Origin of the sequence: Xenorhabdus poinarii G6, assembly GCF_000968175.1 — a bacterium.
Taxonomy (GTDB): domain Bacteria; phylum Pseudomonadota; class Gammaproteobacteria; order Enterobacterales; family Enterobacteriaceae; genus Xenorhabdus; species Xenorhabdus poinarii.
Map to the genome: position 1 here is coordinate 2868067 of NZ_FO704551.1, position 14630 is coordinate 2882696.

General features: G+C 44.1%; 11 protein-coding genes. 3 read left to right on the top strand and 8 right to left on the bottom strand.

Annotation, left to right across the window (positions count from 1 at the left end; translation table 11 throughout):
* Positions 1-166: 166 nt before the first annotated feature.
* The 5 genes from ispC to rpsB form a co-directional block, all read right to left on the bottom strand.
* A complete protein-coding gene (ispC, locus tag XPG1_RS13350) occupies positions 167-1363 on the bottom strand; it encodes a 1-deoxy-D-xylulose-5-phosphate reductoisomerase (RefSeq protein ID WP_045959485.1) in 1197 nt (398 codons plus the stop codon).
* Positions 1364-1547: 184 nt separating this feature from the next.
* Positions 1548-2105, bottom strand: a complete 558-nt coding sequence (gene frr / locus XPG1_RS13355; protein ID WP_045959486.1) for a ribosome recycling factor — start codon at positions 2103-2105, stop codon at positions 1548-1550.
* Positions 2106-2277: 172 nt separating this feature from the next.
* Positions 2278-3006, bottom strand: coding sequence for a UMP kinase (gene pyrH, locus XPG1_RS13360; RefSeq protein WP_045959487.1), 729 nt, complete (start codon positions 3004-3006; stop codon positions 2278-2280).
* A 144-nt stretch (positions 3007-3150) separates the two neighbouring features.
* The gene (gene tsf, locus XPG1_RS13365) at positions 3151-4008 is read right to left on the bottom strand and encodes a translation elongation factor Ts (protein WP_045959488.1); all 858 of its coding nucleotides are present in this window, start codon (positions 4006-4008) and stop codon (positions 3151-3153) included.
* Positions 4009-4175: 167 nt separating this feature from the next.
* The gene (gene rpsB, locus XPG1_RS13370) at positions 4176-4901 is read right to left on the bottom strand and encodes a 30S ribosomal protein S2 (protein ID WP_045959489.1); all 726 of its coding nucleotides are present in this window, start codon (positions 4899-4901) and stop codon (positions 4176-4178) included.
* A gap of 449 nt (positions 4902-5350) precedes the next feature.
* Between rpsB and map the strand changes: the two genes are divergently transcribed.
* The 3 genes from map (at position 5351) to dapD (ending at position 9837) form a co-directional block, all read left to right on the top strand.
* Entirely contained in the window at positions 5351-6148 is a 798-nt protein-coding gene (gene map / locus XPG1_RS13375; protein WP_045959490.1) for a type I methionyl aminopeptidase, read from the top strand.
* 172 nt (positions 6149-6320) lie between these two features.
* Entirely contained in the window at positions 6321-8975 is a 2655-nt protein-coding gene (gene glnD, locus XPG1_RS13380; RefSeq protein WP_045959491.1) for a bifunctional uridylyltransferase/uridylyl-removing protein GlnD, read from the top strand.
* Positions 8976-9012: 37 nt separating this feature from the next.
* The gene (dapD, locus tag XPG1_RS13385; RefSeq protein WP_045959492.1) at positions 9013-9837 is read left to right on the top strand and encodes a 2,3,4,5-tetrahydropyridine-2,6-dicarboxylate N-succinyltransferase; all 825 of its coding nucleotides are present in this window, start codon (positions 9013-9015) and stop codon (positions 9835-9837) included.
* Between the two features lie 97 nt (positions 9838-9934).
* On the opposite strand, the gene XPG1_RS13390 is transcribed toward dapD, so the two are convergent.
* The 3 genes from XPG1_RS13390 to radA form a co-directional block, all read right to left on the bottom strand.
* Entirely contained in the window at positions 9935-10663 is a 729-nt protein-coding gene (locus tag XPG1_RS13390; protein ID WP_045959493.1) for an ATP-binding cassette domain-containing protein, read from the bottom strand.
* A 677-nt stretch (positions 10664-11340) separates the two neighbouring features.
* Positions 11341-12567 carry a multifunctional transcriptional regulator/nicotinamide-nucleotide adenylyltransferase/ribosylnicotinamide kinase NadR gene (gene nadR / locus XPG1_RS13395; protein ID WP_045959494.1) on the bottom strand — a complete coding sequence of 409 codons (1227 nt, stop codon included), beginning with the start codon at positions 12565-12567 and terminating at the stop codon, positions 11341-11343.
* Positions 12568-13232: 665 nt separating this feature from the next.
* Positions 13233-14615, bottom strand: coding sequence for a DNA repair protein RadA (gene radA, locus XPG1_RS13400; RefSeq protein ID WP_045959495.1), 1383 nt, complete (start codon positions 14613-14615; stop codon positions 13233-13235).
* Positions 14616-14630: the final 15 nt, after the last annotated feature.

Below are 14630 nucleotides of genomic sequence, written 5' to 3' on the forward strand. Positions count from 1 at the left end.
TTGGCACGCTCTGCCTAACAGCCTTTGTTTCTGTGAATCTTTCACACGTTTATCGTGATCCTGATACCGGAAACAGGCAATTGAATTGGCTATTATAGCAACTATCACGTACCCGCGAACTATATCATTTGCCAAAATTCACACATATATTTATTAGAAAAACTTGCTATTTGATAAAGGTGCGTATTATTTCCCTCGCAGAAGCCCTCGTTATCTTGTCGATTGCTAAGACTTCTTCGATACTTTGAGGTTCAGGTAAATTGATTTTTTCCACGACACATCGATTGATGGTCGCGATATCGGTAAAACGAATTCCTCCCTTCAAAAAAGCGTCAACCGTTTCTTCATTGGCTGCATTCAATGCCGTTGTTGCTGCCTGTCCCTGATGGCAAGCTTCAATCGCCAGTTGCAAACAAGGATAACGCTGATAATCCAGCGGCTCAAAAGTGAGCATACTCAGTGTCGTAAAATCCAGAGGCTTCACGCCGGATGGAATACGATGCGGATAAGCCATCGCATAAGCAATGGGTGTACACATATCCTGTGTTCCCAGTTGTGCGATGATGCTACCATCCTGATAACGAACCATTGAGTGGATGACGGATTGGGGATGCAATAGCACTTCCATTTCATCGGTAGACGCATTGAACAGGCAACACGCTTCGATATATTCCAGCCCCTTGTTCATCATCGTGGCAGAATCAACCGAGATTTTACGTCCCATTGACCAAATAGGATGAGCACACGCTTCATCCGGCGTCATATTAGGTAAGTTTGCTAAAGGCGTCTTGCGGAACGGCCCACCTGAACCAGTTAAGATAATGCTGGAGATACCGTGTTCTTTTAAATTGATATTGCCCAGGTTGTGTTGAACTTCCGCCGGCAAACTTTGGAAAATAGCATTATGTTCGCTATCAATTGGCAGCAATTGCGCTTTATATTGCACCACGGCGTTCATAAACAGGCGACCACTGGTTATCAGCGATTCTTTGTTCGCCAGCAGAACTTGTTTGCCTTTACGGATCGCCGCCAACGTCGGCAATAACCCAGCCACACCCACAATGGCCGACATGACTTGATCGACATCATCCAATGCCGCTAAATCACAAATGGCGTCTTTACCAGACAATACTTCAGTTTGGCTTCCCTGCTCCTGCAATAACTGCCCCAACGCTTTTGCCGACGATGCATCTGCCATTGCTGCATATTGTGGCCGGAATTCCAGACATTGCTGTGCCATAACGTCAATATTTTTCCCGGCAACCAGTGCGACGACACTGAATTTTTCCGGGTTATTTCGGACAACAGAAAGGGTACTTTTCCCAATCGAACCCGTTGAGCCAAGAATAGTTAACCGTTTCATTTTAATACTCTAACTATGCTGCTGATATAAAATCGCAATGGAATATTGCGATAGTCAATCACAATAGTTTGAGCGGTACAGATCGCTATGTCCATCGCTTGAGAAAGAAATGTGATACGAAGTGTAATATCAAGGATAAGGACAACGCCGCGAGGATCGCGGCGTTGTCTATATGAAATGGCAATTAGAAATCCATCAACTCAGTTTCTTTATTTGCCAGTGCTTCATCAACTTTCTTAATGAAGCTGTCAGTCAGTTTCTGAATTTCGTCCTGTGAACGACGATCTTCATCTTCACTGATCTCTTTCTCTTTCAGCAAAGCCTTGACCTTATCGTTCGCATCACGACGAATGTTACGGATGGAGACACGTCCCTGCTCTGCTTCGCCACGAACAACCTTAATAAGATCCTTACGGCGCTCTTCCGTCAGTGGTGGCAACGGAACACGAATAATGGTTCCGGCAGAAGAAGGGTTCAACCCCAGATCGGAAGCCATAATGGCTTTTTCGACAGCCGCAGCCATAGAGCGATCAAAGACGGTGATCGCTAAAGTGCGCGCATCTTCTGCAACGACGTTTGCAATCTGACGCAGTGGAGTCGCAGCGCCATAATATTCAACGCTGATGCCATCCAACAGGCTAGGAGAAGCACGGCCAGTGCGAATCTTACTAATTTGGTTTTTCAGTGCTTCGACGCTTTTTTCCATGCGGTCTTGTGCGTCTTTCTTGATTTCATTAATCACGTTACAAACCCTTGGGAGATGGTTATTTTTTAGGCCATCCATACCTCATTCACAAATAAGTGAATCAAATACGCTAAGAAATATATGGCCCGGTGTCATTAAATTTGGCGCATCAGGACGCTGATCATACCGTCAAATGTCATCGGTGTCTCTCAGCCTGCATTGTGAAAAATCAGTCGTGAGAAATCAGCGTACCTTCACTTTCCCCCATCACAACACGACGAAGTGCGCCTGGTTTATTCATATTAAAGACACGAATTGGCAAGTTATGGTCACGAGCCAGCGTAAAGGCCGCCAGATCCATCACTTTCAATTCACGTTCTAACACGTCCTGGTAAGTGAGTTTATTGTAAAGAACGGCTTCAGGATCTTTTGTCGGATCAGCGGAATAAACGCCATCAACTTTAGTTGCTTTTAACACAACATCCGCTTCGATTTCAATGCCACGCAGACAGGCAGCAGAATCTGTTGTAAAGAATGGGTTGCCAGTACCCGCAGAGAAAATAACAACGCGACCGTGACGCAGTAAGCTTATCGCCTCAGCCCAGCTATAGTTATCACATACGCCATTCAATGGAATAGCCGACATCAAACGCGCGTTCACATAGGCGCGATGCAAAGCATCACGCATTGCCAGGCCATTCATCACCGTCGCCAACATGCCCATGTGATCACCGACGACACGGTTCATGCCTGCTTCTGCCAAACCGGCGCCACGAAACAGGTTGCCTCCTCCAATAACGACACCGACCTGAATACCCAGCTCAACCAGTTCTTTGATTTCCTGAGCCATGCGGTCTAAGACGCTGGCGTCGATACCAAAACCTTCTGCGCCTTGCAGGGCTTCTCCACTGAGCTTAAGCAGGATTCTCTGATATACGGGTTTTGCATTGGTTGCCATGGTGTTCAGTCCTAAGCAGATAAGGATATTGGGGGTTTTATTACGGTTTACTCAACAACGACACATCCACGCTATGCAGCCCGGATGTCAAAATTCATCATGAGATAAAACAGAACCGCCAATCGGCGGCCCCGTTTAAGAAAATTAAGACTGCTTACTCATTGCAGCAACTTCTGCTGCGAAATCAGCTTCAACTTTCTCGATACCTTCACCCACTTCGAAACGGATGAAGTTGATTACTTTAGCATTGTTTTCTTTCAACAGATCGCCAACAGATTTGCTTGGATCCATCACAAAGTTTTGACCCGTCAGAGAGATTTCGCCGGTGAATTTGTTCATACGGCCAGAAACCATTTTCTCTGCGATTTCACGAGGCTTACCAGATTGCATTGCGATGTCTAACTGGATCTGGTGCTCACGCTCAACGACGTCAGCAGGCACGTCAGTTGGATTCACGTATTCTGGTTTGCTTGCAGCAACGTGCATTGCGATGTGCTTGATCAGTTCTTCGCTTGCGCCTTCAGCTGCAACCAGGACACCGATACGAGCGCCGTGCAGGTAAGAACCTACGGCTTCGCCTTCCAGGATAGCAACGCGACGAATGTTGATGTTTTCACCAATTTTCGCCACCAGCGTCGTACGCTGTTCTTCGAATTTCGCTTTCAGCGCGTCGATGTCAGCGTTCTTGTCTGCCATCACAGCCGTGATAACTTCTTTACCAAACGCCAGGAAGCCAGCATCTTTAGCAACGAAGTCAGTTTCACAGTTCAGTTCAACGATAGCGGCAAATTTAGCATCCGTTGCAACTTCAACCAGGATAACGCCTTCAGCAGCAACACGGCCTGCTTTCTTAGCCGCTTTTGCCTGACCTGATTTACGCATGTTATCGATAGCCAGCTCGATATCACCATTTGCTTCAACCAGTGCTTTTTTACATTCCATCATGCCTGCGCCAGTACGCTCACGCAGTTCTTTTACCAGAGCAGCGGTAATGTCAGCCATTTGTTTTATTCCTCGATGTGTCTCGCGGGAAGATAGTACTCCGCGTGGAAAGTTCTATATCAGATAATAGTTCTATATCAGATAGGTAAAAGGGGCCGTAACAGGCCCCCTAACCAATATATTTCAATACCTGGTCAATAAGGGCTCAAAATAATGAGCATGCCTTATTATTCTGCGTCTACAGACTCTTCTTCAGCCTGAACAGCCAGATCCTGAGAACGACCTTCACGAACAGCAGTAGCTACGGCGCTCAGGTACAGTTTAACTGCGCGGATTGCGTCGTCGTTACCAGGGATGATGAAATCAACGCCGTCTGGATCAGAGTTGGTATCAACGATAGCAAATACTGGGATACCCAGGTTGTTTGCTTCTTTGATCGCGATGTGCTCGTGTTCTGCATCGATAACAAACAGAGCATCAGGCAGGCCGCCCATATCTTTGATACCGCCCAGGCTGTTTTCCAGTTTGCCAAGCTCACGAGAACGCATCAGCGCTTCTTTTTTGGTCAGCTTGTCAAAAGTACCGTCCTGAGACTGAACTTCCAGATCTTTCAAACGTTTGATTGACTGACGAACAGTTTTCCAGTTAGTCAGCATACCACCTAACCAACGATGGTTAACGAAGTATTGATCACAGCCCAGCGCTGCTTCTTTAATTGCTTCGCTTGCAGCACGCTTGGTGCCAACAAACAGAATTTTACCTTTACGGGAAGCGATTTTGTTCAGCTCTGCCAGGGCATCGTTGAACATTGGAACAGTTTTTTCCAGGTTGATGATATGAACTTTGTTACGAGCGCCAAAGATGAAAGGTTTCATTTTTGGGTTCCAGTAACGAGTCTGGTGACCGAAGTGAACGCCCGCTTGCAGCATATCGCGCATGGAAACAGTTGCCATTTTAGACCTCTATAAAGTTAGTTGGGGTTATGCCTCCACAGATCCCATAACACCGACTCTTTGACTGCGGATCATTTATACCAATCATGATTGATGTAAATGGGTTAACCACATGAGAGCACCCCGGTGTATGTGCCGATCCGTGTGTGTTATTTACACATAATGAGTTTTATTTAGCATCGCTGAAATTGCCTCATATCAGAAACAATTACACAGAATACCGGCGCGCTTTATACCATAAACCGCCATCAGACTCCAACATTTGTTACTCACACACCGCCGATAAACGGTTGTTCAACGGGATTTACCCACTATCAATCTCAAACTATGATGGGAAAGGCTCGGGTTATATTGGCATATATTCGATGGGCTGATACCATTACCGGCAATACCTTTCTTAATTTACTATCAGTTAGTCAATAATTTTCCGACTTAAATGGATCCATGTCATGGCTATTTCTATCAAAACAGAAGAAGACATTCAGAAAATGCGGGTTGCCGGACGTCTGGCAGCCGAAGTGCTGGAAATGATTAAGCCTTATGTCAAGGCCGGGGTCACCACCGGTGAACTTGATCGTATCTGCCACAAGCACATCACTGAAAAACAACAGGCGATCTCAGCTTGCCTGGGCTACCACGGCTTCCCTAAATCCGTGTGCATCTCCGTCAATGACGTGATTTGTCACGGTATTCCAAGTGATGACAAGGTGTTGAAAGAGGGGGATATCGTCAATATCGATGTGACTGTCATCAAAGAGGAGTTCCACGGTGATACATCAAAAATGTTTATTGTGGGCAAGCCAACAATTCAAGGTGAGCGCCTGTGCCGCATCACACAAGAAAGCCTGTACCTTGCTCTGAAAATGGTCAAACCCGGCATTCGCCTGCGTAGCATTGGTAAGGCCATTCAGCAATTTGTGGAAAGTCACGATTATTCTGTTGTCCGCGAATACTGCGGCCACGGTATCGGCAAAGGCTTCCATGAAGAACCTCACGTTCTGCATTATGATGCTGATGATGGTGGTGTCGTTTTGCAAAAAGGGATGGCATTCACCATTGAACCAATGGTCAATGCGGGTGATTTCCGCATTCGCTCGATGAAAGATGGCTGGACAGTGAAAACCAAAGATCGCAGTTGGTCTGCACAGTACGAGCACACCATTGTCGTCACTGACAATGGCTGTGAAATAATGACCTGGCGCAAAGAGGAAGAAGCGCAGATCTCAGCCGTATTAGTGAACGCATAACGTTCTGCGATCCCCACTGACGATTAAAACAAATTTGCCCAAAAGCTCTCTGCCAAAAACTCACGGGGAGCTTTAATCTCTGCCATTAATCCTGTTCATCCCGCGATTTTCTCAGTAATCTGGTCATCATGGTCTGTTTACTCATGAGTTTTCTCGTAATAGGTCTCTGTATATGCCAGTCGATATCCCCTTAACACAAGCGCCTGTCCCTCCTCTGTCTCCTGCGGCGTTTTCCGATGATGACTTACAAGTCAGCCATCTTAAACAACATATTGATGACTTCCAGCTATGGCTTGAACAGGCATTCAAGGCTGGCATTTCACCCGATGCACTGATTCACTCCCGCAGTGACTATATTGATCAGCTTTTAAAGCGATTATGGCAGGAACAAGGACTTGAGCAGATCGATTCTCTGGCGCTGATTGCGGTCGGAGGCTACGGCCGCCGTAAATTGCATCCACTTTCTGACATTGATCTGTTGATTTTGAGTGAATCGCCACTCACGGAGGAACAATCTACCCGTATCGGGCAGCTTATTGCTTTACTTTGGGATATTCGCCTTGAAGTCGGCCACAGCGTCAGAACATTTGCGGAATGTCAGCAAAAAGGGCTTTCCGATCTCACTATCGCGACCAATCTCATTGAATCCCGCTTAATTTTTGGCAACTTACCGCTATTCCTACAATTGCAGAAATATATTTTTAGTGATGATTTCTGGCCTTCGGCTCAATTTTTCGCGGCCAAAATCATGGAACAGCAAGAGCGCCACCAACGCTATCACAGCACCAGTTATAACCTGGAACCTGATATCAAAAGCAGCCCTGGCGGGCTTCGTGATATTCACTCATTACTTTGGGTCGCACACCGCCATTTTGGTGCCACCTCTTTAGATGAAATGGTCAATTTTGGGTTTCTGACCTCGGAAGAACGCAACGAATTGAATATATGCCAAAACTTTCTCTGGCGCATTCGATTTGCACTGCATTTAGTGGTGACCCGCTATGATAATCGGCTACTGTTTGAACGCCAGTTCAGTGTCGCCCGGCTACTAGGTTATGAAGGGGAAAGAAATCAGCCCGTCGAGCGGATGATGAAAGATTTCTATCGCACGACTCGCCGTGTCAGTGAACTGAATAATATGCTGCTGCAACTGTTTGATGAAGCCATTCTGGCTTTGCAGCCCAATGAAAAACCCCGTCCTCTGAACGCCGAGTTTCAATTACGCGGTAATCTGATTGATCTGAGCGATGAAACGTTGTTTAGCCGTGACCCCACTTCTATCTTAAAAATGTTCTATTACATGGCTGAACATCGTGAAATCAAGGGGATCTATTCCACAACATTGCGTCAACTTCGTTATGCCCGCAGAAACCTGAAAAGTCCTTTGTGCGAACTGCCCGAAGCACGGCGCATTTTCATGGATATTCTGCGTCATCCTCATGCGGTAACAGGCGCCTTACTGCCGATGCACCTTCATAGCGTGTTAGGGGCTTATATGCCCGTTTGGAGCAATATTGTCGGTCAAATGCAATTTGATCTTTTTCATGCTTATACCGTTGATGAACATACCCTCCGTGTCCTGCAAAAACTGGAAAGTTTCGCCAATGAAAACAACCGGCTCATCCATCCTCTGTGTGTAGAGCTTTATCCACGTCTTCCTCAACCCGAACTCTTGCGGCTGGCCGCTTTTTTCCATGATATTGCTAAGGGACGCAGTGGCGATCATTCTGATCTTGGTGCCAAAGATGCCTTTGCATTCGCTCAACAACATGGCCTGACAAACCACGAAGCAGAATTAGTCGAATGGCTGGTGCGTGATCACTTATTAATGTCAGTGACTGCCCAACGACGGGATATTCAAGATCCTGAGGTCATCCAGCAGTTTGCCCATCGAGTCAAAAACCGAAACCGGCTTAATTACTTAGTCTGTCTAACGGTGGCAGATATTTGTGCCACCAATGCCAAACTCTGGAATAGCTGGAAACAGAGCCTGTTACGTGAACTCTATTTCACCACTGAAATCCAATTGCGCCAGGGGATTCAAAATACCCCTGATTCACAGGAACGCATTCGTAATAACCGCTTGCAAGCATTAGCGCTTCTACGACAAGAAAATATCGACGAACAGCGTTTAAATCACATTTGGAGCCGTTGTCATGCTGATTATTTCCTGCGCCATACCCCCGATCAATTAGCCTGGCATGCCAACCAATTAGTCCACCACAACTTCCCCGAACCGATGGTGTTGATCAGCACCGCATTTTCTCATGGTGGCACCGAAATTTTTATTTGGTGTCCAGACAGACCCTCACTGTTTGCTGCCGTTGTCGGCGAGCTAGATAAACGTAATTTAAGTGTCCACGATGCCCAAATCTTCACCAACCGTGATGACATGGCCATGGACACTTTTGTCGTTTTGGAACCTAACGGCCATCCTCTGGCGCTTGATCGTCACGAACCTGTCCGTCATGCTTTACTGAAAGTGGTGAACGATCCTCACCTTAAAACCCCCAAAGCACGCAATCTGCCGACCAAACTGCGCCATTTTCATGTCCCGACCAGCGTCAATTTTTTACCCACCAAAAATACGCGCCGTACTTACATGGAATTGATTGCACTGGATCAACCCGGATTACTGGCACGGGTAGGCAACATTTTCGCGGAATTGGGCATTTCCTTGCATGGTGCCCGCATCACAACGATTGGTGAACGTGTCGAAGACTTTTTTGTCTTGGCAGATAAAGATCAAAATGCATTACACAAAAAAATAAGGGATGAATTATCAGAAAGGTTGACAGAAGCCCTCAACACACGGGATAAACTATAACAAGATTCCCTTAACAGAGATTAGGAACCGCATACTTATGCTGCAATTACAAACCACGATCGAAAATGCATTCGAAAACCGCGCCAACATCACCCCCACAACGGTGGATGACGCAACCCGCGATGCCATTAATCAGGTTATCCAAATGCTGGACAGCGGTAAACTGCGTGTCGCCGAAAAAATTGACGGACAATGGGTAATGCATCAATGGCTGAAAAAAGCGGTACTGCTTTCCTTCCGTATTAATGACAATCAAGTGATAGACGGTGCTGAAAGTCGCTATTTCGACAAAGTCCCGATGAAATTTGCTGATTATGATCAGGCTCGTTTCGAAAAAGAAGGATTCCGTGTCGTACCGCCAGCGGCAGTCCGCCAAGGGGCATTTATCGCTCGCAATACCGTCTTGATGCCCTCTTACGTCAATCTCGGTGCTTACGTGGATGAAGGCACGATGGTAGATACTTGGGCAACAGTCGGTTCCTGTGCTCAAATCGGTAAAAATGTTCATTTATCCGGTGGTGTTGGCATCGGTGGGGTTCTGGAGCCATTACAGGCCAACCCAACCATCATTGAAGACAACTGTTTTATCGGCGCCCGTTCTGAAATTGTAGAAGGTGTTATCGTAGAAGAAGGCGCTGTGATCTCCATGGGCGTTTACATCGGCCAGAGCACCAAAATCTATGATCGTGAAACAGGCGAAATCCATTATGGCCGTGTCCCTGCGGGTTCTGTCGTAGTATCCGGTAATCTTCCCTCAAAAGATGGCCGTTACAGTCTGTACTGCGCGGTTATTGTGAAAAAAGTTGATGCCAAGACCCGTGGTAAAGTGGGTATTAATGAACTCTTGAGAAATATCGACTAAATTTTAAAATAGCAAAAGCCACCCAATTTGGGTGGCTTATTTCATCACATGACCAACTATCCATCATGCTAAGCACGATAACGGGATTAGTACTTCATTACTGCACTAAAACGCGTTGTTCCATCACGGATTCATACGTTTTAACGGCTTTTCCCCTTGCCAACGTGATAACACTATCTGCATGTTTTATCAGACGATTATCCTGAGAGGCAATGACAACCGTGCCTTTTTGTTCGTGGGCAATAAATTTAAAAATATTCATGCATGTCTGAAATGCCTGATGATCTAAATGGCGGGTTGGATCATCTGCAAATAAATATTCAGGTCTCCTGACGATCGCTTTTGCCATCGCAGCCAGTTGTTTCTCATTTCCAGACAGTTCCCCTGGATAATAGCGACTTTTATCGCCTAATTTCACAATATCCAACGATTTTTGGGCGATTTTTTCTGCTTGCTCACGAGAAAGTAATAAGCCATAAGACGTTGATAATAACAAGTTATCTAATAGTGTCAGTTCATCAAACAAGTTGAAATCCTGGAAAATAAACCCACTGTTTTCATTGTGAAACCTGCCTAATTCTACCTCATTCATTAGTTTTAACTTGTTATTATTAATGAAGACATCTCCTTGATCTGGTTGTAACATCCCCGATGCAATCGACAGTATTGTACGGTTAGTCAATTCCTCCGGCCCTGTTATCAAAGTAATTTCACCTGGTATAATAGAAAATGTGATATCTGAAATCATTTCATGATTAACTGTAGCACCAGTTAAACCATATGAAATATTGATAACTTCAATCGATTTAAATTGATTTAAGTTCATATTCTCAACACAATTAGGTTAAAAGATGAAAGTTTTTTCCTTAACATATGCTGTCTAAGTTCATTCGTAATAACACTGATATCCATGTGATATTGTACGAAAATAAATAGTCTATATGTGAAACATCTTCATCGGGATAGACTCATCTTATGGCAATTATTATTTACAATGACTATCTGATAAATGAGATGCTTCTTAAGTTTAGAATAAAAAAACCAAGAATATTAATTAATTATTCTTAATATAACGATTAAACAAAATAAAAATAGCATAAATAACTCTATTTTTATTCCACTTTAATAATAAGGAAAAAAGTTATTTATATTTCGTTAATGTTTTAATGTTACTTTTCATTCCCTCCATGATTGACAAATACACCTTGAATTCTTATGGGATTGTGAATAGCCCATCAATTTTATATAAATAAATCAATAGGCCAGTTCATTAAATGACTTATTCCCCTGCAATTCAAGTCAAAACAGTAAAATTAAAGTATCAAAAAATATTATTATCACAATTTATTTTATTACTTCTGTAAAAATAACGCCAGTTAACATTTAACTCAATGTTAAAGCGAGATAAATACAAAATGATAAAGGTTACAGTGAACAATAAATCACCAGCAATTAATCGTGATAATAATATAAGTGTAATCTATTTTTATAGATAAAAATTAATCATGCCATTAACATTTGTTGAACCAGTTCCACACAGTGGAGGAAGCGTTGATCGTAATCGGGTGAGTTGACACACACATAAGCAATATTATTTTTATTCAGCATACTTTCAAGTAAGTGTTGAAATTCTTTACGATCCTGTTCACTGCCTAAACTTCTTAAACCATCGGCAATCCACGGCGTGTTGTTGTCTAAAAGAATCACTAAATCAAAGTGATACTCATCAATCATGGCTTGAACGAAAGGATGTTCTTTCCCTTCGTAACGTTTGCAAAATGCCTGTGTTGTGACGAAATCAGTATCAATAAATGCAACTTTATTCGCGTATTTAACTGAAAAATCAATATATTGAGCATGACCTAATGCGATCTTATCGTAATCGGAATATTGCAGCGCCATTTCATTGCCCCCCAGATGGGAGAATACGTACTCACGTCCATATTCCCATGCGCTGGTTGTATTGAACATGTTGGCTAATTTGTTGACTAATGTCGATTTTCCGCTTGATTCACCGCCAAGAATAGCCACGGTACGCACAAAAAATGGCTTTACTTCTGTCGGGATATATTCCCAATAACGGAAAGGCGCCTGGCGGATTTGGCTGCCACTAATATTCATAAATGAGCGCTGCGGGTCGATAAGCACGGTTTCGATACCGAAATGTTCTTTATAACGAGACACATCCTGCGATTCGCTGGAGTAGATAGATTGAGGATGAATGTTTTTTGCTGCCAGAAACGACTTAACGCTTTGACTCCAGGCCTGCCAGCCATTCGGGTAGGGTTCCATGCCTTGTTCATCGAATGCATGAATTTGTATATTTTTCTGATACTTAAATGTTTGCAGCAACCATCTCAGGCGGTCACTGACCGTAGGTTGCTGGCACATCGAGCTGTTAATGAATAACTCATGATCACGCACTTCATCATAACAAAGAATAACATGTAGCTCATCAACCTGACTGGATGCCCGTTGAATTAAATAAATATGTCCAGTATGTAAGGGGTAAAATTTACCAAACACGACGCCGATTGTTTTCTTTGTCATGGGATAGGCCAATCCCAGATACTGATGAAGCGCAGACAGTTTCTGTGCACTCGGACTTTTTATTTTGTTGTTAATCAGTTGACTTAAATAACCTTTGGTCATTCCGCTGGCATCAGCAACTTGCTGTAACGTGTAACTTGCCTGTTTGATTGCCTCTTTCAAATAGCCAAATTGTCCCATAACCTCCCCCTGTTGTTTAATATATTAAACAAAATAGCATGCTTGTTGTGAAAGGTAAAAATAAATTTCACGTTTTATGATGCGTTTAGATCAAATGCTGTTATTTTAACGACCCAGCGGTTTTGCATGACATCATGAAAGAAATGCACAAAATAAAAAATAACGACCAACCCCGTCGCCAGATATTAAAACTCACAATAGCGGATCTGGTTAAGTAAATTGATTTACTTTATATGTTATATAAATAGTTAAATAACTATTTTTCTTTAAAATTCGCCATAATGGATATTCAATCCATACCCGAGTACCCTCCTCATAAAATCCACTTTTAAAATAGAATATGGAGGGGTTGATTCGTTTTTTATTTAAGCAAAATGAATGAACACATAGCCAAAAATTGCATTATTCGCATTAATTAGGAAAATTCTGATTTATTTTTTTAGACATTATATAACTAACATTTAACCAGATAAAAAGAGGGCTAATTTAGTGATGCTCCCTCATTTGATCAATGATAACAGCCGAAAAATAGTATTGTGAAAAGTAGTGTTGTGAAAAAATAGTATTGTGAATAAGAAAAATACCTAACTTGCGTGCTAATAAGTTTCAAGCGTGACCTTGAAACTTATTGAGCATCGATATCTAAAAAAATAAAAAATTATTTCTTAATCCAAATCATCCAGAACAGATAAAGCGTCGGCCAATTTTTTGACGCCAAATACCTTCATATCGGGCAGTGATTTTTTCGGCATGTTAGCATGAGGAACAATTGCCCGTTTAAAACCGTGTTTGGCGGCTTCCGAAATACGTTCTTGTCCACTGGGAACAGGCCGGATTTCACCAGCTAATCCCACTTCACCAAAGACCACCAAATCACGGGGCAAAGGCCGATCGCGGAAACTGGACACTAACGAGAGTAATAACGCCAGATCAGCACTTGTTTCTGTGACTTTTACCCCACCGACAACATTGACAAAAACATCCTGGTCAGCCATCTGCAAACCGCCATGTCGGTGCAGAACGGCAAGCAGGATAGCCAGCCGATTTTGTTCAAGCCCCACGGCGACGCGACGTGGGTTTGACATCATGGAGTGATCGACCAATGCCTGGATTTCAACCAGTAACGGACGAGTCCCTTCCCAGACAATCATGACTGAACTGCCTGAGGTAATTTCATCACCACGACTCAGAAAAATAGCGGAAGGGTTATTTACCTCTCTTAATCCCTGTTCGGTCATGGCAAATACGCCTAACTCATTAACCGCCCCGAAGCGGTTTTTATGACTGCGCAAAGTACGGAAACGGGAATCCGCTTCGCCATCAAGCATAACGGAACAGTCTATACAGTGTTCAAGCACTTTCGGGCCAGCCAGAGAGCCATCTTTTGTCACATGACCCACCATGATAATGGCAACGCCACGGGTTTTGGCAAACCGAGTCAGATAGGCGGCGGTCTCTCTTACCTGAGCAACACTGCCTGGTGACGATTGGATATCAGCCATATGCATGACCTGAATTGAATCAATCACCATCAGCTTAGGCTGCTCTTGTTCTGCAATCAGACAAATTTGTTCAATGCTGGTTTCCGACAGCATGTTCAACTGATCTGTCGGTAAACCCAGTCGATGTGCCCGCATCGCCACTTGTTGCAAGGATTCTTCCCCGGTCACATACAGGGTTTTCATCTGAGCGGATAATTGACACATGGTTTGTAAAAGCAGGGTACTTTTCCCTGCTCCAGGGTTACCGCCAATCAGAATCGCACTGCCGGGAACCACTCCACCGCCGAGAACACGGTCAAACTCTTTGAACCCGGTGGAAAAACGTGGCAGCTCTTCCAGGCTGATATCAGCGAGTTTCTGTACTTTGCTGATCCCCGTCTCCCCGGCATAACCACTGAAACGATCATGACGGGTTGATGAAGCGGCGGCCAAACGCACTTCTGTGATGGTATTCCATGCGTGACATGCAGTACATTGCCCCTGCCAACGGGGGTAATCCGCGCCACACTCGTTACAGACAAACGCCCGTTTTGCTGCTTTTGCCACTGTGTTCTCCCTCAT

Coding starts and splice junctions, on each gene's coding strand:
- ispC (WP_045959485.1), bottom strand. CDS start 1,363: ATGAAACGGTTAACTATTCTTGGCTCAACGGGTTCGATTGGGAAAAGT.
- pyrH (WP_045959487.1), bottom strand. CDS start 3,006: ATGGCAACCAATGCAAAACCCGTATATCAGAGAATCCTGCTTAAGCTC.
- tsf (WP_045959488.1), bottom strand. CDS start 4,008: ATGGCTGACATTACCGCTGCTCTGGTAAAAGAACTGCGTGAGCGTACT.
- rpsB (WP_045959489.1), bottom strand. CDS start 4,901: ATGGCAACTGTTTCCATGCGCGATATGCTGCAAGCGGGCGTTCACTTC.
- map (WP_045959490.1), top strand. CDS start 5,351: ATGGCTATTTCTATCAAAACAGAAGAAGACATTCAGAAAATGCGGGTT.
- glnD (WP_045959491.1), top strand. CDS start 6,321: ATGCCAGTCGATATCCCCTTAACACAAGCGCCTGTCCCTCCTCTGTCT.
- dapD (WP_045959492.1), top strand. CDS start 9,013: ATGCTGCAATTACAAACCACGATCGAAAATGCATTCGAAAACCGCGCC.
- XPG1_RS13390 (WP_045959493.1), bottom strand. CDS start 10,663: ATGAACTTAAATCAATTTAAATCGATTGAAGTTATCAATATTTCATAT.
- nadR (WP_045959494.1), bottom strand. CDS start 12,567: ATGGGACAATTTGGCTATTTGAAAGAGGCAATCAAACAGGCAAGTTAC.